The 26377-nt window shown below is 69.3% G+C and carries 29 protein-coding genes; 20 read left to right on the top strand and 9 right to left on the bottom strand.

All coding sequences use genetic code 11. The annotated features are described in order from the left end of the window. Window positions 1–54 precede the first annotated feature (54 nt). The 3 genes from EST92_RS06265 to EST92_RS31990 all read right to left on the bottom strand — a co-directional run bounded on the left by EST92_RS06265 (window position 55) and on the right by EST92_RS31990 (window position 1260). On the bottom strand, window positions 55–405 hold the full coding sequence (locus tag EST92_RS06265) for a PRC-barrel domain-containing protein (protein WP_129279935.1): 351 nt from the start codon (window positions 403–405) through the stop codon (window positions 55–57). 241 nt (window positions 406–646) lie between these two features. Further along, window positions 647–817 (bottom strand): hydrophobic protein, encoded by a 171-nt coding sequence (locus EST92_RS06270; protein ID WP_129279936.1) that lies wholly within the window; start codon window positions 815–817, stop codon window positions 647–649. Window positions 818–936: 119 nt separating this feature from the next. Next, window positions 937–1260: a hypothetical protein gene (locus EST92_RS31990; RefSeq protein ID WP_254068560.1), complete on the bottom strand. Its 324-nt coding sequence runs from the start codon at window positions 1258–1260 to the stop codon at window positions 937–939. A gap of 314 nt (window positions 1261–1574) precedes the next feature. On the opposite strand from EST92_RS31990, the gene EST92_RS06280 reads away from it, so the two are divergent. The 11 genes from EST92_RS06280 (at window position 1575) to EST92_RS31995 (ending at window position 7661) form a co-directional block, all read left to right on the top strand. Continuing rightward, a complete protein-coding gene (locus EST92_RS06280; RefSeq protein WP_129279937.1) occupies window positions 1575–1871 on the top strand; it encodes a gas vesicle protein in 297 nt (98 codons plus the stop codon). Between the two features lie 89 nt (window positions 1872–1960). Next, entirely contained in the window at window positions 1961–2407 is a 447-nt protein-coding gene (locus tag EST92_RS06285) for a gas vesicle structural protein GvpA (protein ID WP_129279938.1), read from the top strand. A gap of 2 nt (window positions 2408–2409) precedes the next feature. Then, complete coding sequence (locus tag EST92_RS06290) at window positions 2410–3123, top strand: GvpL/GvpF family gas vesicle protein (protein ID WP_129279939.1); 714 nt, start codon at window positions 2410–2412, stop codon at window positions 3121–3123. 54 nt (window positions 3124–3177) lie between these two features. Next, entirely contained in the window at window positions 3178–3435 is a 258-nt protein-coding gene (locus EST92_RS06295; protein WP_129279940.1) for a gas vesicle protein GvpG, read from the top strand. A gap of 26 nt (window positions 3436–3461) precedes the next feature. Beyond that, window positions 3462–4019 carry a hypothetical protein gene (locus tag EST92_RS06300; protein ID WP_153189044.1) on the top strand — a complete coding sequence of 186 codons (558 nt, stop codon included), beginning with the start codon at window positions 3462–3464 and terminating at the stop codon, window positions 4017–4019. Beyond that, entirely contained in the window at window positions 4012–5094 is a 1083-nt protein-coding gene (locus tag EST92_RS06305; RefSeq protein ID WP_129279942.1) for an SRPBCC family protein, read from the top strand. The genes EST92_RS06300 and EST92_RS06305 overlap by 8 nt, the downstream gene beginning before the upstream one ends. Before the next feature lie 87 nt (window positions 5095–5181). Next, entirely contained in the window at window positions 5182–5616 is a 435-nt protein-coding gene (gvpJ, locus tag EST92_RS06310) for a gas vesicle protein GvpJ (RefSeq protein ID WP_254068561.1), read from the top strand. Next, complete coding sequence (locus EST92_RS06315; protein ID WP_254068562.1) at window positions 5613–6545, top strand: GvpL/GvpF family gas vesicle protein; 933 nt, start codon at window positions 5613–5615, stop codon at window positions 6543–6545. The genes gvpJ and EST92_RS06315 overlap by 4 nt, the downstream gene beginning before the upstream one ends. Then, entirely contained in the window at window positions 6542–6766 is a 225-nt protein-coding gene (locus tag EST92_RS06320; RefSeq protein WP_129279943.1) for a gas vesicle protein, read from the top strand. Before EST92_RS06315 ends, EST92_RS06320 begins: the two co-directional genes overlap by 4 nt. 74 nt (window positions 6767–6840) lie before the next feature. Beyond that, on the top strand, window positions 6841–7269 hold the full coding sequence (locus EST92_RS06325) for a gas vesicle protein K (RefSeq protein ID WP_129279944.1): 429 nt from the start codon (window positions 6841–6843) through the stop codon (window positions 7267–7269). Window positions 7270–7532: 263 nt separating this feature from the next. Then, complete coding sequence (locus EST92_RS31995) at window positions 7533–7661, top strand: LPFR motif small protein (protein ID WP_006601851.1); 129 nt, start codon at window positions 7533–7535, stop codon at window positions 7659–7661. Window positions 7662–7774: 113 nt separating this feature from the next. Here the strand turns inward: EST92_RS31995 and EST92_RS06335 are convergent, their stop codons facing one another. After that, window positions 7775–8914 carry a substrate-binding domain-containing protein gene (locus EST92_RS06335; RefSeq protein ID WP_129279946.1) on the bottom strand — a complete coding sequence of 380 codons (1140 nt, stop codon included), beginning with the start codon at window positions 8912–8914 and terminating at the stop codon, window positions 7775–7777. 605 nt (window positions 8915–9519) lie between these two features. On the opposite strand from EST92_RS06335, the gene EST92_RS06340 reads away from it, so the two are divergent. The 4 genes from EST92_RS06340 (at window position 9520) to EST92_RS06355 (ending at window position 13511) form a co-directional block, all read left to right on the top strand. After that, entirely contained in the window at window positions 9520–11925 is a 2406-nt protein-coding gene (locus EST92_RS06340) for an ATP-binding protein (RefSeq protein WP_129279964.1), read from the top strand. A gap of 22 nt (window positions 11926–11947) precedes the next feature. Continuing rightward, a complete protein-coding gene (locus EST92_RS06345; RefSeq protein ID WP_006601854.1) occupies window positions 11948–12379 on the top strand; it encodes a roadblock/LC7 domain-containing protein in 432 nt (143 codons plus the stop codon). Window positions 12380–12532: 153 nt separating this feature from the next. After that, window positions 12533–12949, top strand: a complete 417-nt coding sequence (locus EST92_RS06350) for a DUF742 domain-containing protein (RefSeq protein WP_129279947.1) — start codon at window positions 12533–12535, stop codon at window positions 12947–12949. Continuing rightward, window positions 12897–13511, top strand: a complete 615-nt coding sequence (locus tag EST92_RS06355; protein WP_129279948.1) for an ATP/GTP-binding protein — start codon at window positions 12897–12899, stop codon at window positions 13509–13511. Before EST92_RS06350 ends, EST92_RS06355 begins: the two co-directional genes overlap by 53 nt. An 88-nt stretch (window positions 13512–13599) precedes the next feature. Here the strand turns inward: EST92_RS06355 and EST92_RS06360 are convergent, their stop codons facing one another. The 4 genes from EST92_RS06360 to EST92_RS06375 are packed head-to-tail and all read right to left on the bottom strand — an operon-like array spanning window position 13600 to window position 18854. After that, window positions 13600–15414, bottom strand: a complete 1815-nt coding sequence (locus tag EST92_RS06360; protein WP_129279965.1) for a prolyl oligopeptidase family serine peptidase — start codon at window positions 15412–15414, stop codon at window positions 13600–13602. A gap of 1 nt (window position 15415) precedes the next feature. Further along, on the bottom strand, window positions 15416–16651 hold the full coding sequence (locus tag EST92_RS06365; protein WP_129279949.1) for an MFS transporter: 1236 nt from the start codon (window positions 16649–16651) through the stop codon (window positions 15416–15418). Then, window positions 16648–17814: a cytochrome P450 gene (locus EST92_RS06370; protein WP_129279950.1), complete on the bottom strand. Its 1167-nt coding sequence runs from the start codon at window positions 17812–17814 to the stop codon at window positions 16648–16650. The genes EST92_RS06365 and EST92_RS06370 overlap by 4 nt, the downstream gene beginning before the upstream one ends. Window positions 17815–17825: 11 nt before the next feature. Beyond that, complete coding sequence (locus EST92_RS06375) at window positions 17826–18854, bottom strand: cytochrome P450 (protein ID WP_129279951.1); 1029 nt, start codon at window positions 18852–18854, stop codon at window positions 17826–17828. 1064 nt (window positions 18855–19918) lie between these two features. On the opposite strand from EST92_RS06375, the gene EST92_RS06380 reads away from it, so the two are divergent. From EST92_RS06380 to EST92_RS06405, 5 genes are all read left to right on the top strand, one after another. Further along, the gene (locus EST92_RS06380) at window positions 19919–21211 is read left to right on the top strand and encodes a helix-turn-helix transcriptional regulator (RefSeq protein WP_216849077.1); all 1293 of its coding nucleotides are present in this window, start codon (window positions 19919–19921) and stop codon (window positions 21209–21211) included. A 12-nt stretch (window positions 21212–21223) separates the two neighbouring features. Beyond that, on the top strand, window positions 21224–21976 hold the full coding sequence (locus EST92_RS06385) for a toll/interleukin-1 receptor domain-containing protein (protein ID WP_129279953.1): 753 nt from the start codon (window positions 21224–21226) through the stop codon (window positions 21974–21976). Then, window positions 21973–23991, top strand: coding sequence for a hypothetical protein (locus EST92_RS06390; protein WP_129279954.1), 2019 nt, complete (start codon window positions 21973–21975; stop codon window positions 23989–23991). Before EST92_RS06385 ends, EST92_RS06390 begins: the two co-directional genes overlap by 4 nt. Beyond that, window positions 23988–25049, top strand: a complete 1062-nt coding sequence (locus EST92_RS32000; RefSeq protein WP_254068563.1) for a hypothetical protein — start codon at window positions 23988–23990, stop codon at window positions 25047–25049. Before EST92_RS06390 ends, EST92_RS32000 begins: the two co-directional genes overlap by 4 nt. A gap of 120 nt (window positions 25050–25169) precedes the next feature. Further along, window positions 25170–25907 (top strand): VOC family protein, encoded by a 738-nt coding sequence (locus tag EST92_RS06405; protein WP_129279955.1) that lies wholly within the window; start codon window positions 25170–25172, stop codon window positions 25905–25907. Window positions 25908–26050: 143 nt separating this feature from the next. Here EST92_RS06405 and EST92_RS06410 read toward each other — a convergent pair whose 3' ends face one another. Next, the gene (locus tag EST92_RS06410; RefSeq protein WP_129279956.1) at window positions 26051–26308 is read right to left on the bottom strand and encodes a hypothetical protein; all 258 of its coding nucleotides are present in this window, start codon (window positions 26306–26308) and stop codon (window positions 26051–26053) included. Between the last annotated feature and the right edge of the window lie 69 nt (window positions 26309–26377).

Here is a 26377-nt window from a genome sequence, read left to right on the forward strand (position 1 = left end):
GCCGCCCACGGAGCCGGAGCGATGCCCGGGGTTTTCGGGAGGACACCTGGCCGGTCAGGAGTGGGGAGCGCCGTAGTAGCCCGTGAGCCTCTGGTGGTAGTCGTCATCGTCGATGTGCTTGTCCTTGTCGAACTCGGGGGCGTGCTCGATGTCGTCCTTGGTGCGGGAGAGGTAGATCGTGGTCGCTTCGGCGTCGATGGAGGAGATGGTGCCGGCCGGCAGCAGGACATGCCTGCCGAAGATCCATATCCCGGTGTCGACGACCAGGTAAGCGGTGCCGACCTCCTCGGAGTGCTTGTCGACCTTGCCGATCCTGCCGTCGATCGCCTCGACGTCGAAGCCGGTCAGGTCGGTGCCTGCCCGGTAGCCCGTCTTTCCTTCGAAGCTCCAGATGGTGTCCGTCATGGGAACCCTCCCGTCGTGGTGGGCCGCCCGGCGGCCGGAAGGGCGGAACGCCGGCGGCTGCGTATTTCCAGGGAAATTCATCGGCCTTTTTGCACGCGGTCTTTTTGTGCACGATCTTCTTGCACGCAGTCTCTTTGTGCGCGGCCTCTTTGTGCCCGCCGAATCGGTTTTCTTCATTCTATTGCGGCGGCGCGGGCTCCCCGCAGCAGTCATCTGCGAGGAGCCCGCGCGGACGGTGAAGTCACCAGCGGTACCAGCGGCTGCGTCGACCGGCGGCGCCCGTCGACCGCATCAGGAAACCGAGCAGCCAGAACGCCAGCACGACGACGGCGACGATCCATAGGGCCTTCAAAGCGAATCCGGCACCGAAGAGAAGGAGCGCCAGAAGCAGGACGAGAAGCAGGGGAACCATGAGAGTCAACCTCCGAACAGGGGACTTCGACTCCACGCGGTGAGAGTTCGACCTCCGACGGAAAGCGCCGGGTGGGGCGACGGGGAGTATTCAGGTGTGGTGAGGGAGACGGGGACGGCTCAGATACGGCCGTGGGAAAGTCGCGTCAGGGGGCCGGTCCGTGGCTTCGCGGTGGCGCGCCCCGCGGCGAATGCCGCTCCGACGGCGCCGATCAGCCCGGCGCCGACACTCGCGGCAAGGGCCTTGCGCTCCTTGACGACCTTCCACGTGGTGACGGCCGTGGCAGCGAGATTTTCCGTCGCGGCCATCGCGGCCTGCCGCCCGCTTTCGATACTCGCCTTGGCACGATCACCCGCCGCCGCGGTTTCCTCGGTGGCGACACGAGCCGTTTGTTCGGCAGCCTTCCTTCCCTTGGAGGCAGCCGCCTTGGATTCGCGCTGCACCGTCCCCGAGGGGCCGTCGGACTTCTTTCGTTCGTCACTCATACCATTCGTCTCGCCACTCCTGCCTTTTTGAAACCCCGGATGTTTGCGCGCTGTTACCGGTATCCGTTGATTCCTCGTCGGTGACGCTGTCACCAGCGATCATCCACTGCCGTCAGATGGTGCTCCAGGGGCGGCAGGGAGCGGCGAGCCGCCGCCACGCATATGTTCGACGCCGTCGGGCAAGCGGTGTTCTACCGCCCAAACAGCCACCCGTACTTGGTACTTGGGACTTCAACCAGACCAACCACACCACGACGTGCAACGGACGGATCATGGAAACGACGGAGAGCACGGAAGGAAAGAGCGGCCCGAAACGTATCGGCGCTCCCGCGGCGATGCGGCACGCCGCCGCGCAACTCGCCCAGATGCTCCCCTGCGAGCCCGACTCGGTATCCGCACTCAAAGGCACCGACGACGGTTGGTCGGCGGATGTGGAAGTAGTGGAGATCCGACGGGTGCCGGACACCACGAGCGTGATGGCTTCCTACCGCGTCCACCTCGACGAACAGGGTGAACTCGTGGGATACGAGCGCACCCGCCGCTATGCCAGGGGCCACATCGACCGGTGAGGTGAACGGAAAGACGCTCACCAGATATCACGAACGTGCCCACGAACGTGCCAAGCCCCGCTCCAACGCACGGGAAGGAGAGATCGACCGTGACTGTCGTCCAGCAATCCAATGCACCGAGCAGTGGGAGTGGTTCAGGAAATCTCTACGATGTCCTGGAGCTGATACTCGACCGAGGACTCGTCATCGACGCCTTTGTCCGCGTCTCCCTCGTCGGGATCGAGATACTCAAGATCGATGTACGTGTCGTCGTGGCGAGCGTGGACACCTATCTGCGTTTCGCCGAGGCATGCAACCGACTGGATCTGGAATCGGGCCGCAAGGCGCCCAGTCAACTCACGGACCTGGTCGGCGAGGTGACCGAGGACGGCGCCAAAGGAAAGTCCAAAGGCGCACTGACCGGCGCCATCGAGGCTTTCAGTGATTCCTTTCAGAAGGGTCACGAGGAACCCGAGCAGGAGGAGGAAGCGGAGCGCCCGGCGCGCGCATCTTCCGCGTCCGGCAAGCGCCGAACGGCCCGCCGCCGGGAGGAGTGACCGTGCCGACCTACGTCTACGCCATCACCGATGCCGACCACCCGCTCCGTCTGGACGGCATCGCAGGGGTCGGCGACCCCGCAGCGGAGCTGCGCACCGTCCGGACCGAGCAGCTCAGCGCAGTGGTCAGCGACGCGCCGGCGGATCTGCGGGCCAAGCGCAGGGATGTTCTCGCCCACCAGAGCGTGCAGGAGCGTCTGCTCGCCGACGGCACCGCGCTGCCGATGCGGTTCGGCCTGGTGGGGCCCGACGACGACCAGGTCGCGGCCGTCTTGGAGGAGCAGCGCGATGCCTACACCGAACGCCTCAAGGAGATCGCCGGCTGCCTGGAGTTCCATCTCAAGGTCGCCCGCGACGAGGACGACCTGCTGCGGGAGATCATGGCGGAGTCCGTCACCGTACGGCGGCTCAACGAGCGCACCCGGCACGATCCCGGTGCGCACCACGACCGGGTGGCGCTCGGCGAACTGGTCTCCCAGGAGGTCCATGCCCGGCAGGACCGTATGTGCGCCGAGATAGTGGCCCGCCTCACGCCGGCAACGGAACGTACCTCGGTCGCCGACCCGACCAAGTCCCACTTCCTGAACGTGTCGTTCCTGGTCAGGCGGGAAAAGGCCGCAGCGTTCTCCGAGGCCGTCCAGCAGGAGGCCGCACAGCGCGGCGTGGCCTACACGTTCCGCCTGAACGGCCCGCTGCCGCCGTACAGCTTCGTCTGAACCGGCTGTCCACACCCGCCATACCCGCCCACGCCGTCGAGCGGAGACACCCCCATGGGCCTCCTCACGAACATCCTGACCCTTCCGCTGGCCCCGGTGCGGGGCACGGTCTGGGTACTCGACCAGGTGCTGCTCACCGCGGAGCGCGAGTACTACGACCCGGAGCCCGTGCGCCAGGAACTGCGGGACGCGGAAGGGCAATTGCTCGACGGAAGCCTGACGCCTGAGGAGTTCGACCGGCGCGAAGACGAACTACTGGACCGCCTGGAGTGGCTGGAGGCCCACCAGCAGCGGCTGCGTACCAACTCCTGATCCGAGGAGAACGAGGTGTACGAGAGATGATGAGCAACGCCAAGATAGGTGTGGCCCTCGTAGGGGGCTACATCCTGGGACGTACGAAGAAGGCCAAGCTGGCCATCGGACTGGGCATGTACCTCGCCGGAAAGCGGCTGCCCCTGGACCCGAAGCAGCTGAGCAAACTGGTGGCCAATTCACCGGTCCTCGGTCCGCTCAACGACCAGGTACGCAGCGAACTCGTGGACGCCACGAGGTCGGCGGTCAGCACCGCGCTCACCCAGCGCATGTCCGCTCTCACCGACTCCTTGCAGGAGCGGACCCTGGAACTCAGCGACACGGAGAGCGAGAGCCGCACCGGCCGCACCGCGGAGCCGGCGGAGGAGCCGGCTGACGGAGAAAAGCCGGCCGGTGGCGCCAAGACCGCCAAGTCGGGACAGTCCGCCACGGACAAGGCGGCTCAGGGGACGGGAAAGACCACCTCGGGTGCGCGCAAGTCGGCCTCGGGTGCGCGAAAGACCGCCACGGGCGCCCGGAAGAAGGCCTCCAAGGCCTCCGGTGCGGCACGCAGGACGGCTGACCGCGGGGGCCGCAATGACTGAGTCCACTTTCAGCAAGGTGAAGGACGACGTGGTGGCGAGCCCGGCCGCCGACGAACTCAAGGAAGAATTCCAGCGGTACCTCCAGGCCCGGGCGCAGCACGCCATCACCGGTCTCGGCCGCCGGCTGGGCGAAAGCGTCGCCCGACTCGGCGAGCCCGGCCACGGTTCGGGCGCGCTCCTCAACGGCCTCGCCAAGGGCGGCAAGGCGCTCGGTGCGGGCAGCTCACCGGCACAGGCCGCGCTGACCGCTGGCGCCTCGCAGCTCAAGGACACCGTCAAGGACAAGGTCAAGGGCCTGTTCGGCACGGGCCGCAAGAGCGGGGGCGGCGCGTCCAAGAGCGTGACGATCGTCGAGGACATCGATGTGGGTGTGCCGGTGCGCGAGGCGTACGACCAGTGGACGCAATTCCAGGAATTCAGCACCTTCGCCAAGGGTGTCGTGAGCGTCGAGCCGTCCGACGACACCACCAGCAACTGGAAGGTGAAGGTCGCCAAGTCCACCCGCAGTTGGCGGGCGAACGTCACCGAGCAAGTGCCCGACGAGCGCATCACCTGGACCACCGAGGGCGCCAAGGGAACGGTCAAGGGTGTGGTGACCTTCCACCCCCTCACCGAAGACCTGACGCGAGTGCTGCTGGTCCTTGAGTACTTCCCCAAGGGCCTCTTCGAGAAGACCGGCAACCTCTGGCGCGCCCAGGGCCGGCGGGCCCGCCTCGACCTCAAGCAGTACCGGAAGTTCCTCATGATGCGGGGCGAGGCCACCGACGGCTGGCGGGGCGAAATCCGCGACGGCAAGGTCGTCGTCGAGCACGCCGACGCCGTGGAAGACGAAGAGCGCGCCGCCGAGGACGAGGCCGCCGAGGACGAGGCCGGCGAGGACGAGGCCGGCGAGGACAAGGCCGGCGTCGAAGAGGACCAGGACGACCTTGACGAGGACGAGCCGGCCGGGGACGAGCCGGACGAAGACGAACCCGGCCTCGAAGAGGAAGAGGAGGGTGAGGAGGAGGACCTCGGCGAGGAGGACGACCCACCCGCCGCGCGTCCACGACGCCGCCCCGCCGCGACCCGTCACTGACCCTGTCAGCGGCGCGTCACTGGCCCTGTCAGCAACCCCTCGCTAGCCCAGTCCCACCTGAACTGACGTACAGACGAGGCTGATCACGTGTCTGATTCACTGGCCGGCCGTATGGGGCCGTCCTCCGGGATGTCCCCGTACGGCGGGCAAGGCTCGTCCGCCAACCTGGCTGACATTCTCGAACGCGTCCTGGACAAGGGCGTCGTCATCGCGGGCGACATTCAGATCAACCTGCTCGACATCGAGTTGCTGACCATCAAACTGCGGCTGCTCGTCGCCTCCGTCGACAAGGCCAAGGAGATGGGCATCGACTGGTGGGAGCACGATCCTTCGCTCTCCTCCCGTGCCCGGCCCCGCCAGGAGGTCGCGGACCCACCCGCCCCGGCGGCGGGCAGCGACCGCCTGACCGAGGAGAACTCTCGGCTGCGCGCCGAACTCGCCGAACTGCGGGCTGCCGTCGGTCTGCCGAAGAGCTCCCTCAGCGACGGAACGCCGCAGCCGCCGCACGAGGAGGAACGGTGAACACGGTGAACACCGACGCCCAGATCACCGAAGTGGACGCCACTGCGACCGAAGCAGAGGCCACTCCGACCGAAGCAGACTCCAGTCCGACCGCCCGCCCCGACACCCCCACGGATCCCGGCACCACGGTCTCGTACGTCTACGCCCTCAGCCGCGCAGGCACGGCACTCGATACGTGGGCCCCGCAACTCACCGGGTTGGACAACGGCCCCCTCCGGGCGGTCACCTGCGGTGAGTTGTCCGCACTCGTGTCCTCCGTGCCGGCCGACGCATACAGCGAGGAGGGCATGCGGGCACGGCTGGAGGACCTGTCCGAGCTGGAGGCCGTCGCCCGTACGCATCACGCCGTGATCGAAGCGGCTTACGCCACCACCACCGTGCTCCCCATGCGGCTGGCCACGGTCTACCTGGACGACGCCCGGGTCCGGTCGATGCTCCACGAACGCCGAGCGGACTTCGGCGAGCTGCTCTCGTGGCTCCAAGGCCATGTCGAGCTGGGGGTCAAGGTCTACGCGGACCCTCGCGAGGCGGCCGCGACCCCACCCGCCCCGACCCCGGCACCGGCCCCCGGATCCGCCTCCACGCCGGCCCGCTCCGGCCGCGCGTACCTGCAACAACGCCGGGCGCAGCGGCGCCATCACCGCGATGCGTACCGTGCGGCGGGGGCGGTCGCGGGCGCCGTACCGGACCGGGTGTCCGCGCTCGCCCGGGCGAGGGTCGCGCACCGTCCACAGCAGGGCGATCTGGCTTCGGGCCCGGGCGAGAACATCTCCAACGAGGCCTACCTGGTACCCGCCGAGCGGACAGGACAGTTCCACCAGGCGTTGACGGGTCTGGCCGATGACGTGCCCGGCGTTCACGTCGAGATCACCGGCCCGTGGGCACCGTATTCCTTCGCCACACCCCCCACAGCGGGCGCGGGCACATGAACGACATCGAGAACGACATCGAGGTGGCGACGGACCGGTCCGTGGCGGAGCCGCTCGCCGGACGTCAGGTCGCCCTGATCGACCTTCTCGACCGCCTGCTGAACGGTGGCGCGGTCCTCACCGGAGACCTCGTCCTGTCGATCGCCGATGTCGATCTGGTCCGGATAAATCTGCGTGCGGTCATTCACTCGATCACGCCCGACGACCCGGCGCCGTGGTGATCCGACGGACCCCAACTCCGTTGCGGTGCACGGCCGTTCTCTACAACGACGACAACGACAAGGAGGACGGCCCCGTGCCGGAAGACCCTCACACCCCACCCCACCCCGCCTTCGCGGAGGTCGCCCGAGCCGCGGCCCGGGCGTTCGATCTGCTACCGGCCGGGACGAACGACCGGCGGTCGGGCAGCGACCTGACCCAGCGGCTGAAGACCGATCCGGAGACCGTCGAGCGAGATCTCATCAGATTGGTGCTGACCATCGTCGAGCTCTTGCGGCAGCTCATGGAGCGCACCGCAGTGCACCGCGTCGACCAGGGCGATCTGAGTGCGGACCAGGAGGAGCGGATCGGAATGACGCTGATGATTCTCGAAGACCGGATGTCGGAACTCTGCCGCCGCTACGGACTCACCATGAGCGACCTCAATCTGGACCTGGGACCGCTGGGCTCACTGCTTCCCAGCACAACTCCGGACTCGACCGCGACCCCACACTCGACCAAATAACTCGACCCACCTTGGGTAATCGATTCGTTGCCATGAGTGAGAAGCGCATGGGCGGGGACGTGGGCAGGCATCTGCCCCCCTCGATGCCGCTTTCCGCTGAAATGCCGACATCGGAACGCGCACCTATAGTGAAGCGGGACCGTTCGCAGGGCTGTCAGGCGAGTTCTCCCAGGTCATGCCTGACAGCCGGGCAACATCGCGCGGACGGCCGCGCAGTGGCACCGACGCCCGGCTCGCCGGGCAGTCAGGACGGAGGTCCGCCCATGTTGAGCGCGATCGCAGATGTGATCCGGGCGATCGGCGGCGCCATCGCCACCGTCGTCACCCTTCCCTTCCGCGCGGTAGGCCGGCTCTTCGGAGGAGCCGCAGACTCTGCACACGGCCGCCACTGAGGCGCTTCGCCACCGAGACGACTGCCCGCCCGCCGTAACCGGACCGCGAGCGGTGCGAAGTGGCAGGCCCTCCCACTCGGCACGTCAGACCTCCACCCAGGAGGACATGTCCATCAATCGCCCCAGATCTTGCGGTAGGCCTGCCGGTAGCCCTCGGAGTCCCAGGACAGCGCGCCGCCGCTGTTGGCGTCGGTCGTGATGTGGACGGGGGCGACGTACCCGCTGTCCTTGGCGCCGCTGAAGGCGCGGTTGAACTCGTCGACGATCTGCCAGCCCTGTTCCGAGAGCGGCTCGGGCACGGTGGCCGCCTGGAACTCCTTGCCGTTCACGCGCTGGAAGGCCGACGGGTCGCCGTCACCGGCACCGATGTTGAAGGGGGCACCGGCGCCGTCCTTGCCCGCGGCACGCAGGGCGGGGGCGGCGTGCTGGAAGTACAGGTCGTTGATGGCGGCGGAGTAGGTCCACTTGCGGCCGAAACGGGCCATCAGGGAGCGGACTTCCCCGATGGCGCGGCTGTTGACCTGGGGTATGGGCATGTTGGTGTAGCTCAGCAGCTTGGTGTCGGAGCAGGTGGCGAGTTCCTTCTTGATCAGGTCGGACTTGTGCTTCGCGAAGGGCACCGTGGCGTCGGTGAACAGGACGACACCCGCGCGGCCGTTGGACCGGGCGATGATCCAGTCGGCGCTGATCTTCGCGACGTCCTCCACACGGGAGGTGACGTTGCTGAAGAGTTTCGGGTCGTCAACGGGACCGGGGGCCGGGTTGGCGTGCCAGCCGATCAGCGGAATTCCCGCAGAATTCGCCTTTTTGACCTCGTCCGGGGCGACCCCGGGATCGAAACCGCTGATGACGATGCCGTCCGGCTTGAGGTGAAGGGCCTGCTTGAAGGCGGCCCGGAGGCCGTCGGGCGTGCCTTGGCCGTTGAGGGTGCGGGCGTGCCATCCGACGATCTTGGCGGCTTCCTGGACACCTTGGGCGACTCCGGCGACGCCGGGGTTGGTCAGGGTCTGGGCGATGTAGACGACGGACTTGCCGTGGACGGCCTTGGGCCCGGTGGTGGGACCCCTCCAGGGGGCGTTGACCGCCTCGGCCTTCTTGACGGCTTCCTTGGCTCTGGACAGGGCGGTGGGGCACCCCGGCTTGGCGGAGCTCCGGTGGGACGCGGTGGCGCCGCCGCCGGGTTCGCAGCCGGCGGCAGTGGCCATGACCAGGAGTGCGGCGGCTGTCACGACCGCCTTGCGGGTGGGGTGCACGGGTCTCCTCGCAGGGCAGGATGAGGATACGGGTTGGGGTGGGGGGAGACAGGTTACGGGTGACGATTCCCCGAGAGGCATCCGCCTTGGGGAGAGTCGGTGTAGCCGCCTGGGTCCGGACCCCGTACGGGGCGAGTCGGCCGGGGCCTGCCCTACTCCTCTGGACACCGGCCCCCTCTGGACACCGGCCCCCCCTAGGGACACCGGCCGCCCTCGCCTCGTCCGGCGCTGCTCGCGCCGTGGGGGCAACGTGCCAAAAGTGACAAAGAGTTGAATACCTCTTGGCCATTACTGAGGCACGTCTTGCATGCCCGTGCCCACGCGGTAGTGTTCACGGCCGGTTGGACATGTGGCGCGATCTTTTCGCTCTCATTTCGGGCGAATTTCGCAAGCGTCGCAGTCCCCCCGTCGTCGGCGGTCGGCAACAACACCACCTCGGTCACCGCTCAGGAGCACGTCGTAAGGAGGCCTGGGTGTCTGTGGACACAGTGGACCCGCCACACGGACCGGACCCGTCCCGGCGTTCACCGTGGAGGCCGAGGTTCCGTCAGCAGACGAGTGTCCTCCTGGACAGGTGGCCGTTCCGGCGGAAACTCAACGTGCTGGTGATCGCGCCCGTCGCGGTCGTCGGCGTACTGCTGGGCATCGGCGTCGACACGCAGATCGACAAGGCCATGGACGCCAGCCGGACCGCGGAGCTGGTGCGGGACAGCGAGCACGTCACGAGGCTGATCAACGACGTCGAGGCCGAACACCGGCAGGCGCTGCTGCTGTCCGTGGAACAGGAGTCGGCCCGGCCCGGCGCCGCGCTGCCGTCGACCGCCGCCTACCGTCGTACGCAGCAGGACACCGACGAACAGGTCACCGCCGTGCGTGCCGCGTTCGGCGCGGGGCTGTCGAAGGACGAGGCGCGGGCCCTCGCGTACATCAGGAGCCTTGCGGTGCTGCGCGACAAGGTCGAACGGGGATCGGTTCCGGCCGCCACCATCGACCCCGCCTACGCCGCCGCGGTCGGCTACCTGATCGACGGCATCGGCCTCGACCGCTTCGTCGGCACCTCGTCGTCCTCGGTCACCAACCTCCTCGACACGGTACTGCGCGCCGACGCCGCCCACGCGGCCTTCGAGAGCGGCGTGTTCTCCGCCCAGACCCGGGATGCCAACGCGCTCACCGAGTACACCCGCGCGGTCGGCGCCCACAAGCTCTACGAGGAGCAGTCCGCACGCTTCGGCCGGATCGCCGCCCCGGACCAGGTCCTGCGCCTGAGCGGGATCGAGCGGGACGCCGAGGCGAACGGCATCGCGGCCCAGTACGCGGAGCTCCAGATCGATCCGGGCTCCCTTCAGGGCCAGACCCCGCATGAGCTGCGTAAGGCGATGGCCGCCGGAACCCGGCAGGCCGAGGCCCGCCTCACCATCACCCGGACGCTGATCGACCAGATCGCCGCCCGGTCCGACAGCCTCTCCCGCAGCGCCCTGGACAACGCGCTGGCGATGCTCGCCCTCGCCCTGGTCGGCTTCACCTCCTGGCTGACCTTCTCCGTCCTGGTCCGGCGCTCGGTCGTCCGTCCCCTGGCGGCCCTGACCGGCGCCGCCCAGCAGGTGGTCGACGTGGCCGGCGAGGAACTCGCCAGGGTCGAGGACGACGAGTCGGCGGACGGCACCCCGCTGCAGCCGCGGCCGATCCCCGTCCCGGTCCGCGACGAGATCGGCCACCTGGCCGAGGCGTTCAACCAGGTGCAGGTCACCGCGGCGGCCCTGCTGGAGCGGCAGGTGCTCAGCCGCCGCAACGTCGCCGAGATGTTCGGCAACGTCGGACGCCGGGTCAGCAACCTCACCTCCCGCCAGCTCATCCTGATCGACGCCGTGGAACGCGAGGAGACCGACCCCGACGTCCTGGAGCGGATGTACCGCATCGACCACATCGCCGTACGCCTCCAGCGCAACGCCGACAGTCTGATGCTGCTCGCCGGAATCCGGGACGCCGAGCTGGAGGCCCGGCCGACCAGTCTGGTCAACGTCATCCGGGCCGGGCTCGGCCAGATCGAGGGGTACCAGCGGGTCTCCCTGCGGTCCGAGACGGAGGTCACCGTCGCGCCCGACATCACCGACGACCTGACCCTGATGCTCGCCGAACTGCTGGAGAACGCGGTCTCGTTCTCCCCGTCCGACACCCCCGTCGAAGTGGTCGTCCGGCCCGGCACCGACGTCACCTCGGACGGTGGCGCCCTGATCGAGGTCATCGACCACGGCCTCGGCATGAGCGCGGAACGGCTCGACGAGGAGAACTCCCGGCTGATCCGCCGGGAACGGCTCGACCTCGTACCGACCAAGGTCCTCGGCCTGTTCGTGGTCGGAAACCTCGCCCGGCGCTCGGGCATCCGGGTCACCCTCAGCCGTACGCCGGGCGGCGGGGTCACCGGCACCGTCTGGCTCCCCTCCGCACTCCTGCTGGCCGTGCACCCCACCACGCCGACCCCGGCAGTGGACGCAACCGAGGCCACGGTCGATGCCGATCCCGATGCCGAGGCCGAGGCCGGGGCTGACGTCGATGCCGACGCCGCGGCAGAGCGTCCGGCACTGCCCGATCAGGAGCGCACCCGGCCCGGACCCGCCGCCGCGGCACCCCTGCCGGTGCGGGCCCCCGCCACCACGCCCGAACCGCGGCCGACCGCCCCCGCGCGGCACGGTGAGCTCCCCCGGCGCGTCCCGCCCCGCACGAACACGGAGCAGACCGCCCCCGCCTCCGAGGCGCGACCGGCACAGCCCGGCCAGCCGCTGCGCCGGCGGGTCCGGGGGGCGACACTCAGCAGGACCGCTCCGACAGCCGACCGGGGAGCCCAGGCCGTGCGCCGGCCTGTCGACGCCGACGCGGTCCGTTCGGAACTCGACGACTTCGAGGCCGCCGTACGCAGGGCCGAGCAGGACAGCGCTCCCACCCCGACCGATCCAGCACCATCGCACCACCAGCAACCCCGGAAGGAGTCGGGCAGTGACGACGCCGACAGGTAAGAGCAGTTCCGAGCGGGAACCCATGGATCTGACGGCCGCCGCGGCCGACTTCACCTGGCTGCTCGACCGGTTCGCCACCCAGACCGCCGGCGTCGTCGACGCCATCGCGGTGTCCTCCGACGGCCTGCTGATCGCTGTCTCCCAACTGCGCGAGCAGGCCGACTCCGAGCGACTCGCAGCGATCGTGTCGGGTGTCACGAGCCTGGCCGCCGGCGCCTCCGGCAATTACGGCCTCGGCGGCCTCAACAAGGTCATCATCGACTTGGAGGGCGGCCATGTCCTGGTGTCGGCCATCGGCTGCGGTGCCGTCCTCGGCGTGGTGACCTCGAAGGAGGCGAAGCTCGGCAACATCGCCTACGAGATGACCCTCTTCGCCAACCGGGCGGGGAGCGCGCTCACCCCCCAGCTGGTGCTGGAGCTGAAGAAGAACGCCGGCGCCACACCGGCCCGCTGACCCGTCCGACACCGCGAAGGCAGGGATCCAGGGCGTGAGAAGAGGAGCATGATGGCCGGCGGCGAACCAGGCCCGGACGACGGTGGGGGTCCCCCCTGCTCATGGGGGTCCCCCCGGTCGAGCGAAGCCGAGGGTGGGGGAGGAGCCGAGAGCTTGGGGGACAGCCGCGCCCAGAGCACGTCGGAGCCGGCCGGCCGCGCACCCGCGATCCGGCCGTTCCTGCTGACGGCCGGCCGGGTGGCGGGGGGCGGCACCGGGCCCCCGCTCCCGGTCGAGACCCAGGTCGTGGCGACCTCGGCCGGGCTCTCCGCCCTGAGCTCGCTCGCCTTCGAACAACACGACATCGTCGCCGCCTGCCGCCGGCCGCAATCGGTGGCGGAACTCGCCGCGGGACTGCGCCTCCACCTCAACGTGGTCCGGGTGCTGGCGGAGGACCTGCGGGCCGCCGGACGGCTGGCGGTCCACGTCCCGAACGCCGGGACCACCCAGGACATCTCCGTACTGCGAAGGGTTATCGATGGTCTCCGTGCCGTCCCCGACTCACGGGACAGACTCCGTGACAGCGGTTGAACAGCCGCCGGTACCGGTCAAGTTGGTCATCGCCGGCGGCTTCGGCGTCGGCAAGACCACGGCCGTCGGCTCGATCTCCGAGATCCGGCCGCTGACCACGGAGGCCGCCATCACCGAGGTCGCGGCCGGCGTCGACGATCTCTCGCACACCCCGGGCAAGACCACCACCACGGTCGCCATGGACTTCGGGTGCATCACCATCGACCCGACCCTGAAGCTCTACCTGTTCGGCACGCCGGGCCAGGACCGTTTCGGGTTCATGTGGGACGACGTGGTCGAGGGCGCTCTCGGCGGCCTGGTGATCGTGGACACCCGCCGCCTGGACGACTGTTACGCCGCGGTGGACTACTTCGAGCACAAGGACATCCCCTTCGCGGTCGCCGTCAACGCGTTCGACGGCGAGATCCACCACAACCTCGACGAGGTGCGGTGGGCGCTGGACGTCTCCGACCACGTACCCCTGATCGTCTTCGACGCACGCGCCACCGGCTCGGTCCGCGACGCACTCCTGGTCGTCCTCCAAGTCGCCCTGTCCCGCGCGGAAAACACGATGACGGGCTGAGTGCCGGGGCTGGTGCCGCCGCCACGCGCCCGGCCGACCGAAACCTGAGCCCCGGCAGTGGCAACGGTCGTCGTCGAGCCGGCCGAGCTCAGGCGGGTAGGTGGGTGCGGGCGAAGGCGATGGTTGCTTCGATCTGCTTGATGCGTTCGTCGGCGACGAGTGAGCCGTGCCCCGCGTCGTACCGGTACACCTCGTGCCGCTTGCCCAGCGAGGCGAGGCGGTTGACGTAGTTGTCGATCTGCCGGATCGGACAGCGGGGGTCGTTCTCGCCTGCGATCACCAGCACCGGTGCGGTGACGCGGTCCGCGTAAGTGAGGGGGGAGGACGCCCGGTACCGCTCGGGAACGTCATCGGGTGAGCCGCCGAAGAGCGAGCGGTCGTACGCGCGCAGCGCCTCCATCTCGTCCTCGTAGGCTGCGAAGTAGTCCGCCACCGGCATGGTGCTGATGCCGACGGCCCAGTTCCCGGGGCGGGTGCCGAGCCCCAGCAGGGTGAGGTAGCCGCCCCAGGAACGGCCCGACAGGACAAGCCGCCCGGGAGCGGCGAGGCCGCTGGCGACGGCCCATGCGCGGACGGCCTCGATGTCCTCCAGCTCGGTCAGGCCGGGGCGTCCCTCGATCGCGTCCCGCCATCGGGAGCCGTAGCCCGTGGAACCCCGGTAGTTCACCTGGACGACCGCGAAGCCGTGGTCGACCCAGGCGGCGACCACGGGGTCGAAGGCGTCGTCGTCGTAACCGATCGGACCGCCGTGTACCTCGAAGACGCACGGGAGCGGGCCGTCGGCCCCCGGGGGCCGGGAGACCAACGCGTGGATGCGGCCCCCGGGGCCCTCCACCCAGGCGTCGGTGACGGGGACGGAGGGCGGAGCCGCCGGTCCCGGCGGGGCCAGTACGGTGCCACCCGAGGTGGACCGGACGACCGGAGGGTGCGCGGCGCTCGACCAGACGAACTCCACGCTGCCGTCCGGGCGGGTCCCGGCTCCCCTGATGACGCCCTTCGGGGTGTCCAGGCGGGTCAGGCCGCGGGCTTCCGCGGTGCCGAGTTCCAGCCGGTAGAGCTCGTCACGGGCGTGATGGGTGTGCCAGATCAGCAACGCCGAGCCGTCCTGGTACCAGGCCGCGCTGACCTCGCCGGGCAGGTCGAGCGCGAGCTCGCGCTGCTCACCGGTGGCGACGTCCCAGATCATGGGCTCGGGCCGGCTGCGGCGCTCGTGCTCGATGAGCAGCCTGTTGTCACCCGGGACCGGGGAGAACGCCATACCACCGAGGCCCTTGCCCGGGCCGTCCCAGATACCGCCGAGGCCGCGCCCCTCGCCGTCCCACAGGTCCGCGACCACCCTGCCGTCCAGGCTCAGCACGCGCACCGCCTTGTGCCGGCTGTCGCCGTGTTCGCTGTGGCCGATCGCGACGAGGGTGTCGTCGGCGGACATGGCCCCCACGTGGGCGTCCGAGGGGTGGGTGTAGAGCGTGCGTGGTGCGGTTCCCGGGCGGCAGACATGCACGGTGGTCCCGCCGGTCACGGAGGTGCCGAGCACGGCGAGGCCGTTGGCGCCGAGGGCGAGGCCGGCCTGGTAGGCGGGGTCCAGGCCGGGCACGGCGGGTTCCTCGTGCTCCCCGCCGAACGGCCGGCGCATCCAGACGCCGCACTCGTCTCCGCCGGTGTCGGCGAACCACCACACCCAGTCGCCGGCCGGGTCGATGAAGCCCAGGGCCGTGCCGTGGGGGCGGTCGGTGAGCCTGCGTCGTGCGTCGCTCGCCCGGTCCCACTCGTACAACTCCCATGTACCGGTGGCGTTCGACCGGTAGACACAGCGGTCGGGGGCGTCGCGCGCCCAGCGGGGCACCGTCACATGGGCGACTCCGATGCGTGCCTTCCAACGCTCGTCATCGACACCGTCCACCATCTCAGCCACTGACGACTCCGTCCGCACTCCTGGAACTCCACTTTTCGGCGTCGAACACCGCGCCACGCAGCAGCAGGACGACGGCACCCAGACCGGCCACCGCTCCCGCGCAGATCACGGCGCCCGGACTGAACAGTTCTGCCACCGCACCACCCGCGGCGAAGCCGAGCCCCTGCCAGAACATGAGCCCGGCCGTCTGGAGGCCGAGCGTCCTGGCCCGCAGTTCCTCGGGCACCACCCGGAGCAGCAGCCGGTCCTGGCCGAGCTGGGTACTGAACCCCAGCCCGCACACGAACAGCACAGCGATCGCGGGCACCAGACCCGGGCGGAGCGCGAAGAGGAGCATCGGCACGAACACCAGCAGGGCGGCCGGCCTGATCATGCGGATCTGCCGTTCCTTCGGGACCAGCCAGTTGGTGAGGACCTCGCCGGTCACCGTCCCGAGCGGGATCGCGGTGAGCAGAAGTCCCGCGGCGGTCGCCCCTCCCCCGAGGCCGGCGGTGTACGGCACCGCCAGCGCCTCCGGTATCACTGCCAGTGCGGGGACCGCCCAGCCGAGGAGCAGCATGCGGCGTACGGCCGGGCTCCGCATCACCGCGCCGAGCCCGTTGAGGGAGTCGCGCAGCAGGGAGGCCCGCCCCGTGGTCCCACTGTCGTCGTGGAGCCTTCGTTCCCTGGTCCCCAGCCGCAGCAGGAGGGCCGAGAAGAGGAAGCAGCCCGCGTTGATGAGCAGCATCACCTGCGGCGAGAAGGCCGCCATCAGCAGGCCGCCGACCGCGAATCCGCCCAACTGTGCACCCTGGGCGACCAGTCGCATGAGGCTGCGGCCCGGCACGTAGGCGTCGCCGGGGAGGACGTCGGGCAGGGTGGCCGCGCGGGCGCCGGAGAACACCGGCTCGATCAGGCCGAGGGCGAAGGACAGCGCCAATACGGCGGCCACCGGGGTGCCGGACAGCGAGAGGACGACGACGAGCCCCGCGGAGAGCAGATTGCAGCAGACCAGCAGCCGCCGGGCCGGGAGCCGGTCGATGAGTGCGGACAGCAGGGTGCCCGCGATCAGATGCGGCGCGAGGACCAGCGCGAAGACCAGTGCCGACAGCAGCGACGAACCGGTGCGGGAGTAGACGAGCAGGGTCAGCGCGAAATTCGCGGTGACCGCGCCCGCCATGGAGACGATGTGTGCCGTGAAGATCGCCCGGAATTCGGGTATGCCGAGCGCCGTGCGGTACCTGCTCATGGAGCGAGTTCCAGGGGAAGTTCCGCGAGGGTGCGGACGGTGGCGAGTTTCTTGTGTACCGCGGGACCGGCCTGCTTGAGGGTGGTGCCGCGCTCCACCAGTACGGTCAGCAATTCACGCAGGAGCAGATGGGCGAGCAGCGACCCGGTGCAGGCATGGGCGCCGTAGCCGAAGGTGAGATGGTGGTTCGGCCACCGGTCGAGCCGTATCGTGTCAGGGTCGTCGAATTGCTCGGGGTCGCGGTTGGCTGCGGCGAAGAGCATCAGCATTCCCTGGCCGCGGCGCACCTGCACACCGTTGAATTCGAGGTCCCGGACGGCCAGCCGGGTGGTCCCCTGGATCGGCGCCTCGTAGCGGAAGAACTCATGAGGCGCCCGGTCGATCGCCTCGGGGCTGCCGAGCTGGTCGGCGAGGAGACTCGCGTCCTTGGACAACACGTTCAGCGCGTTGCCGAGGGAGGCCGGTACGGCGGTGAATCCGTTGACGACGAGGGTACGCAGCGAGTTCATCGCTATGTGGCGTGGGACGCCGGCGGCCATGGCGTTGTCCACCAGTGCGCGGATGGGGTGGCCGGCGTCCATCCCGGTCACCCAGCCCTCGATCATCGCGGCCAGTTGACGCTGTGCCGCGACGCCCGGCTCCCTGGCTGCCGGATTGAGGCCGGAGTCCATGGCCGCGGTGATGGCCTCGGCCATCGGCCGGACGGTGGCCAGGTCGAAGGGCGGAACCCCGATGGCCTCGGGGATGAACCAGCGGGCCAGCGGCTCGGTGAACTCGGTGATCGCGTTGAAGGGCCCGTCCGGCCGCGCGTCGAGCACGGCCGCGATGTGGTCCCTGGTGCGGGCGGCGAGGCCGTCCGAGGCCATGTCCCGCAGTGACGCGGCGAGCACTCCGTAGATCGCGGTGTGGTCGGGCGGGTCGATGGTGTGGACGTCCAGCGCGGGGTCGGGGACGGTCTCGCCCGCCCGCCGCCAGTCGGCCGCGAAGTTCTCGTGGTCCAGGAGCACTTGGCGGCAGTCCTGGTACGAGGTGAGCACCCAGCTGTCGAGCTTCTGGTTCCACACGGGTGCGCCGGCCGCCCGCAGGGACGCGTACACCGGATAGGGATCGAGCAGGGTGTGCGGGTCGAGTGGGTGGTATGCGACTGCGGCGTCGGTTGTCATGGCTCTCACTCTCAGCGTGCAGGCTCAGCGTTCTGGAACGTGACGGGCAGCCGGTCCGGATAGCGCAAGGTGGCGCGCGGCACCCTGACGGGCGGCGCGGCGAGTCGCGGGGGCACGGGTGCGGCCAGCAGCTCCTGGACGAGTGCCCGGATGATGATCCGGGCGAGGAGTGCGCCCGAGCAGGCATGTGGGCCCCAGCCCAGGGAGAGGTGCCGGTTGGGGTGCCGGTCGAGCAGCAGCTCGTTCGGGGAAGCGAACCGTTCGGGGTCGCGATTGGCGGCGCCGAAGAGCGCCAGCACCAGCTGACCGCGCTCGACGCTGACACTGTCGATCTTGGTGGTTTCCACGCAGGCACGGGTGGTGCCCTGGACCGGGCCGTCGTACCGGAGGAGTTCCTCCACTCCGGAATCCAACAGGGCGGGGTCACGCAGGCGTTCCAGCGCGCCGGGGTGTTCGAGGAGGGCGAGCACGGCGTTGGCGGCCGCGCCGACGGTCGTGCTGAATCCGGCCAGGAAGAGCACACGCACGTTGTTCCACACCGCGTCTTCCGTGATGCCCGCGGCGCCGGCGCCGTCGAGGACCTGGGCGAGGAGACCCGGCCCGCGGCCGGCGGTGAACCACTCGGTCATGAGCTCGTTGATCCGGCTTCGGGCCGCCATCGCCGGTTCCAGCACCTCGGGCAGCAAGCCCGCGTCCATGCCGCGTACGAGCGCGTCGGACAACTCGGCGAAGGCGGCGACCGGCGGGGGATCCACGCCGAGCAGCCGGCACACCGCCTGGAGCGCCACCGGACGGGCCACTTCGGCGGTGAAGTCGAAGGAGGGTGCGTCGGCGAGCCGCGCGAAGACCGCGGCCGTGTCCCGGACCGCGAAGGCCGCGATCCCGTCGAGGTCCTGGTCGCGGAAGGCAGTGGTGAACAGCCTGCGGACCGGGGTGTGGTCGGGCGGGTCGAGTTCCTGCATGCTCAACGCCGCGGTGGGTGGCGCCTCATGCCCCGCCCTGCGCCAGTCGCTGGCGAAGCCGTCCACGTCGCTGAGCACCCTGTGACAATCCGAGTAGCGCGTCACGATCCACGAACCGAAGCGCTCACTCCAAAACACCGGCGAATTCTCCCGCAGCCGCTCATAAACGGGATACGGATCGGCCACCGTGGCCGCATCAAGCGGATCGTAGTCAGACACATTCCGTCCCGAGCGAGTGAGATGAACACGAGACCACGCACATCAAAAGTCGCGCGGGCCGGGGCCCGGAGACCCCGGCCGACGCCTCATTTACCTCAGTACGCGTAACGCATGATGGCACCCCCTTGCCGTAGCGCGACGGCCCAGTGCAAACGGAATCCAAAAATCCGCGAAAGGGAATCTGAATTTCCGCCCCAAGGGCAACCGGCGAACTCCCGCCGGACGCCAAGACTCTATTCACAGGGGAATTCGTCGCACGAGACACCCGATTTGACCGCAATAGTAGATTGCTGAGCTAGGGAAGGTTTTGAGCCATCGTCAAAATCCCACAAACATGTGCGCATCGACGCCGAAACGTGACCCACATCACGAGCCGCAGTGATGAGTATCGGCCACTGAGGCCGAATAACACTCACGGAATGAGTAATTCGACCTTGCGAAATACCGAAACCGGTCTGCTGATTCGCCGGTTCGTTGCGGCGTGAGGGCCCGACCGTGGGCGCTCGCCGTGAGTGCTCGACTGTGAGCCCCTGCTGCCGGCTTGGCCGGAGAGATCTCTGGGGGCGGCCGCCCGCGAAGAACGACGATCACGTGGAGAAGACCGTGGCCGCCCGGCGGTGGCTCTCCCGCGGCCCCGGTGGGAGCTCCCCCGCGGTCCGAGCCGTCGGCCAGACCTCCGTCGGACGCGGCATCCGGCATCACCGGGCCCGTCCACGGCCGACCTCGGGTCCGCGGGTGACGTCGTGGACGCGCGGGCTCGCCACGCCGGACGGTGAACGCACCACGCCCTCCCGGGAATACCGCGCCTCACCTGCGGAGAAGGAAACGGGAAACAGCACCGATCGCCTTGTCCGTCCGGCCGGGGCTGCTGCACGCTTTCGTGCGCACCCCGTTCGCCCGGATGGACGGTCATGGAGGTTCCCGTGCCACAACCGTCCTTCGAGTTCGGCGAGGAACTGAGGAAACGGCGTTTGGACGCCGGACTCAGCCTCACCGCGCTGTCTTCCGCCGTGCACTACAGCAAGGCGCAGTTGAGCAAGGTCGAACGAGGCATCAAGGCGCCCAGCCGCGATCTCGCCCGGCTGTGTGACGCCGCCCTCCGGGCCGGCGGCGCACTGATCGCCTTGGTCGCCGCATCCGGTGCCGGCACACCGGACGAACCGGCAGAAGGCGGAATCGATGAGGAGGAGTGGACGATGCAACTGTCACCGGACGGCTCGGGCCGGTTCCAGACCCTGGGCCGCCGCCAGGTCGTGGCCGCCGGCGCCGCCTCGTTGATGAGATGGCAGACCGGCGGTGCGGGCCCGGTCCCGCAGGCAACGGGGGCCGGAATGCTGGAGGCGTCCCGCTCCCTGTTCACGCACTATCGGCGGCTCGGCCAGAGCGTCGAGCCCGGCGTCCTTCTCCCCGGCCTGATCGCGCAGACCCACACGCTGCGGGAACTCTCGGCGCATGCCGATTCCCCCGCCCGCGGGGAGCTGCTCGCGCTCGGCTCCCGGTACGCCGAATACGTCGGCTGGCTGGTGCAGGAGACCGGAGACGAACAGGCGGCACTGTGGTGGACCCAGCGTGCGGTGGACCTTGCCGCCGCCGGTGGTGACCGGGCGCTGGCCGGCTATGCCCTGGTCCGCCGGGCGTTGGTCACGATGTACCAGGACGACGCCGAGCAGACGGTCGCGCTGGCACAGCGGGCGCAGTGCGGCACCCTCCCGCCCCGGATCCGCGGGCTTGCGGCACAGCGCGAGGCACAGGGCCATGCGCTCGCGGGCGACCGCGACGCCTGTCAGCGGGCCCTGGACGAGGCCCGGTTGCTGCTCGCCCGCCAGGATGGCGATGCCGACGCACCGGTGATCGGCCCCATGCATCTGCCCGACTCGGTCAGCATGGTCACCGGCTGGTGTCTGTTCGACCTGGGACGCCCGCGGGAGGCGGCCGAGGAACTGAACCGGCAGCTCGCGGCGGTCTCGCCCGACGCGGTACGGACGCAGGTGCGTTACGGCGTACGACGGGCGCTCGCCTACGCGGCGGACGGCGAGATCGACCATGCCTGCACCTTGACGACGTCACTGCTCGATGGGGTAGCGGCCGTACGCTCCGCGACCGTCACGATCGACCTCCGGCGCCTCGCCCGTGTCCTGGCCCGCCATTCGAATCACGCTCCGGTGCGCCAACTGGCGCCACGCCTGGGCACGTTAACCCGCTTCACCCATTCCTGAGGAGGAACTCCCATGGCTGATGTGTTCATCAACTACCGGACGGGCGACGGCAATGAAACCGCCGCCCTGATCGACAACGAACTCTCCAACCGCTTCGGGAAGGACCGCGCCTTCCGCGCCTCGAAGTCCATCCCTCCCGGCACCGCCTATCCCGACGCCCTGCTCACTAGCTTGCGCCGCAGCGCACTGCTTCTGGCGGTGATCGGGGCCGACTGGATCAACTTCCGAGCCCTCGGCGACCCGGAGGATTGGGTGCGGAAGGAGATCCTGGAGGCGTTCGCCTGCGGACTTCCGGTGATCCCCGTCCTGGCGGGCAGGACGACGGAACGCCTGAAGAAGGACGATCTGCCGGACGAGCTGGCGCGGCTGGCCGAGCTGCAGTCCGTGCGGCTGGACACGCAGAACGCCGAAGCCGATCTGAGGCGCCTCGGTGACCTGGTGGCCGAGATGGTTCCCGAGCTGCATGACCTCGAACACGCCGAGGCACCGGTCCGCGACCCTGGCTCGGTGTCCAACTCGGCCGGTGACATCCACGGAACGGCCGTGCAGAGCCGGGACTTCACCGGAGACGTCGGCGGCACCGTTATCAAGGGCTCGACCGGCCCCGTGCATTCCGGCAGCGGCAACCTCTATCAGAATTCCCGCCATGTGTCGGGCGGCCGGCACTACTCGGGCGACGGCATGACGAATATTGAAGGCAACCATCACGGAGACATCCGGCACCGGTTCGGCGGTCCGAAGCAGAGCGAGGACGACGAGCGGTGAACGAAACGTTCACACGGATCGACCATTCCACCGGCTCGGTACATGCCGGCTACGGCGATATGCACAACCACCACTACGTCTACAACAGCTACACCACAAGCCCGTTCGGGCAACAGACGGCCCGCCGAAGTCCCCGCCGCATCGCCGACGACCAACTCCGGCTGCTCAGACAGCGGTTCGTCGACCCAGAGGGGATGGGCGAGGCACGGCGTCTGCTGGCGGAGCGCCGCACGGTGATCCTGCATGGTCGGCCGGGGAGCGGCAGAACCGCCGCGGCACGCGTCCTGTTGTACGAACTTCACCGGGACTCCGGAATCTTCCGCGAATTGCTGCCCGGCGACGAAGGAGAGGCCACTCTCACGGATCCCGGGCTCGTCGGCGTCGGTGACCGGCTGCTACTGGACCTTGCCGAGGCCGACGGCGCCGGATGGACGGCGAGGAACCGCAGGGACCTGTCCGCGCTCCGCAAAGCCGTACACGAACAGCAGGCCCACCTGGTGGTCGTCATGCCGTACGACGGCACTCTGGAATCCGACCTCCAGATCTACCGTGCCGAAATCTCCCGCCCTCCCGCCCAGGAGGTGTTCCGGCGCCACCTACGACTCCATCAGATACCGCATGAGGAGTACCTGCAGTCCGCGCCCGGTTTGGCGGATTTCCTGCACGAGCAGCCTTCGATGGAAGAGATCGCGGACTTCGCAGACCGCGTGCGGCGGGCCCGTACGGAGCATCGGTCACCCGACGATTTCGCCGGCTGGTGCGAGCAGGCTCGTGACGCGCGGAAGGCCTGGCGACAAGAGGTCGCCGGCCTCGTCGCCGAACAGCCTGAGGCGTCACAGCGAGCCTTGCTGTGCACCACGGCCATGCTGCACGGCGCGCACGCCGACGTGATCCACCACGCCACCGAACTCCTGCTCCGCACCCTCAAGACCCCTCGGAGCACGCTTTCCTCCATCGAAGGCAAGGACCTCGCCGCGCGCCTGAAGGAGATCTCCGCGTCGGCCGGGCGGGACGGCCACGTCCGGTTCGACCAGCTGGACTTCGACGCCGCCGTTCGCGCCCACTTCTGGGACCATCTGCCCGACCTCAGGCTCCCTCTCAGCACCTGGGCCGCCCGGACCGCGGAGCTGGTCGATCCGCACGTCACCTCGGACCTCCGCGGAGAGCTGGTGAAACGGCTCGCCGACCAGTATCTGCGCACCGGGAAGTGGAGGGAGCTTGCGAACCTGGCCGAGGAATGGGCCGCCACCGACACCACGAGCCGGGCTCGTCCGGAGGCAGCCGTCCACGCACTCACCTGCGGCCTGGAGAACAAGCGGTACGGCGGGGATTTCCGGCAGCTGATCCGTACATGGTGCAGAGAGAAGCAACTGTCGGGAAATCTCGCGCACGTCCTGCTCCGCGTCTGCACCGACGTGATCGCGCCGACGCACCCCGACCAGGCAATGGTTCGGCTGCACCACCTCGCCCGGCGAGAGCGCGGTGGCACGCCCGCACTGGACGCCCTGAGCGATTTGGTGACGACGAGCAGCAGGCTCAGGCGCCGCCTGCTCGCCCGCCTCACCCGGCATTCGTCCGTTCCAGCCGCTGACGCCCGTCTCTTCCTGCGGATCTGCGACCCGGTGCCGCTGACGGACCCCGGCGGCGCGCCCCGCGCGCTGGCGGACGAGGACTACATACAGGGCTGTGTGACCTTCGGCTGGCGGGAGGTGTTCGCCCAGCTGCCGCAGTCGTACTGGCAGCCGTACGCGCAGCGCTGGCTGCACATCGCGTCCGACACCGGCGATCGCCACGACCTGCTGCTCGACCTGCTGGTCGGCGCCGCCGCCGGGGACGGCAAACGCCTCGCGACGCTGTACGCCGTGGCCCGCTCAGCGGAACCCACCGCCTCCGGTGGCCCGGCACGCGGCGTCGCCACCACCGACCGCCTGCTCCAGAAGATTTCCGTAGCGCAGGGCCTTGGCCCGTCAGCCGCCCGCTCTCGACCGACACCACCCAGGGGGACCGCACCATGACGACCGGCTGCAAGACGACGACCGTCTTCCTCACCATCCTGTGCGCTCTGCTGCTGACGATCCTCGGCCTGACGCAGGAGTGGCCCCCCTGGGCGTGGGCGACCCTCGCCGTTCTCGTCGTCGGAGTGCCTGCGACAGCCTTCAAGATCGCTGTGATGCGGCGTGGCTCCGTACCCGTCGATGTCGAGGAGCAACGCACCGCGGTGCCCATCGAGCGCAGGGAACAGCGCGTCAGCAACGTGGCGGTGCCCAGCCAATGGGCCGACTACGACTTCCTCTTCTCCGCGACCGTACGGTGGTACCCCCTCGATGCCCCCGGCGACGGCCCCGTCGTCAGCCCGGCGGGCCTCGCCGTCGAAGCGGTGCTGGACCGTGCCCGCGCGCTCACAGAGCGGCGGGAGCCCGGCCGGGCTTCACTCGTCCAGCACGAGCTGAGTGGCGCACTCGGCACGATGCGCCCGGACCGCACCGGCCACCTCCAGGTCATGGCGGAGGGTGTCACGCTCACCTTGCGCGAACACGATCAGGAGCGGTTGACCAAACTCGCTGAAGTGCGCAAGGACAAGGCGGTCTGGGAACACCAACGGAAGTACGAACAGAGCAAGCGCGAGTACCTGGGCGAGGACGTGCTCAAGGACACCGGCAGCGCGGTGGTCTGGTGGCTCGCGAAGAACGACGATCACGTGGAGAAGACCGTGGCGGACCTCGGTCTTCTCGCCCAGCTCACGTCCGCCGCCAACGACACCGATGTGCCCCAACGACTGCGGGATCTCATCCCTCAGCCACAGAGCGAACGTCCCGACCTGAAAGCCATGGACGCGCCGCCCGCCTCATTCGAACGCGAGCCGACAGCCGCTGACCATTTCGAAGCCTTCCTCGCCGGCATGGGCTTCACGGACGGAGACGTCCGGCGGGGGATGCTGGCCAAGCAGATCGCCGAGATCATCAAGACACAGGACCGGAACGAGACAGCCGAGGAACTGCTGAGAAGGTTCGACCCGCCGGCGAGCTACGCACCGGATGACGAGGCGACCGACGACACACCCCCCGGACTCTGACCTTCCCTCAGGCAGGAGCACGAAGAGGAGTGACACAGAGTTCGGACGCATCGTCAGGTGAGCGCGCGGCAGGCCAAATTTCGCACGCCTGCCCGAGGGGGATCGCCTAGGGTGTGCGGCATGACGCTGCAACTTGTTCAGGTGAACTTCAAGGCCCGGGACGACTCGGCGCTCGGCCAGTTCTGGGCGGAGGTGCTCGGCTGGGAGGTTTCCAGCGAAGGACCCGGCGTCACCAACCTGGAACCCGTGGGCTTCGACTGGCCGGACCCGTCCGCCCTCTGCATCGATCTCGTCCGCGTCCCGGACCCGGAGACGGTGAGGTACCGCGTGCACCTCGAGCTCGCCTCCACCTCCGACGCCCATCAGGCGGAGTTGGTCGCACGTCTGACGGAGCTCGGGGCGACGCCCGCCGATGTGGGCCAGGGCGACGTGCCGTGGACGGTGCTGGCCGACCCGGAAGGCAACGTGTTCAGCGTCCTGGAGCCCCGGGAGCTCTACCGGGACACCGGGCCGATAGCCGCCGTGGTCGTCGACTGCGCCGACCCACGGGCCATGGTCCGGTTCTGGGGCGAGGCGATCGACTGGACCGTCCACGAGCTGACCGACGACCGCGCCCTGCTGCGCTCCGTCAAGGGAGTCGGGCCGTACCTGGAGTTCCGCCGCACGCCCGACGACGAGGTCGTATGGTCCCGCATCCATCTCGACGTGATGTCCGACCCCGTCGAGGACCAGGCGCAGGAGGTCACCCGCCTCGAAGGCCTCGGCGCGGTACGGACCGACGTGGGCCAGGGTGACGTCTCCTGGGTCGTCCTGGCCGACCCGGCGGGCAACGAGTTCTGCGTCCTGGGGCGGGGCTGACGCGGAACTCCTTCCGCACCCTCATGTCGGTGCGGCAGCACGCGGCGCCGGGCCCCGCCCTGCCCGGCGCCACCTCACGACAGCCTGACCCACGCCACGGCAGGCACCGGTCACCTTCATGGGCAGGCGCCTGATCGCGGCGATCAGGGGGTGACCAAGGCGGTCAGCCCGTAGTCCAGCTCCGCACCGTCGACGAGCAGCGCCTCGACCGTGCGCGTACTGGGGTCGATGTCGGCCACCATCCCGTGCCCGATGTAGCGGGGATAGCCGGAGGCTCCCTTTTCACCCGTCGCCTCGACGACCGCCGAGCGTACGGCTGAGTCCTCCACGGAGGCGCCGCCTCTGTCCTCGACATGTTCGGGGACCAAAAAGATCGTGAAGCGCTGCGGCTCTCTAGTCACGCTCCGATATTTAAGTGCCTGCGGCACGAGCCGTGGGACAGGCGCGCGGTATCGGCCGAGGGACAGACC

The sequence above is a fragment of the Streptomyces sp. TM32 genome, assembly GCF_004122755.1.
In the GTDB taxonomy this organism is placed as follows: domain Bacteria; phylum Actinomycetota; class Actinomycetes; order Streptomycetales; family Streptomycetaceae; genus Streptomyces; species Streptomyces sioyaensis.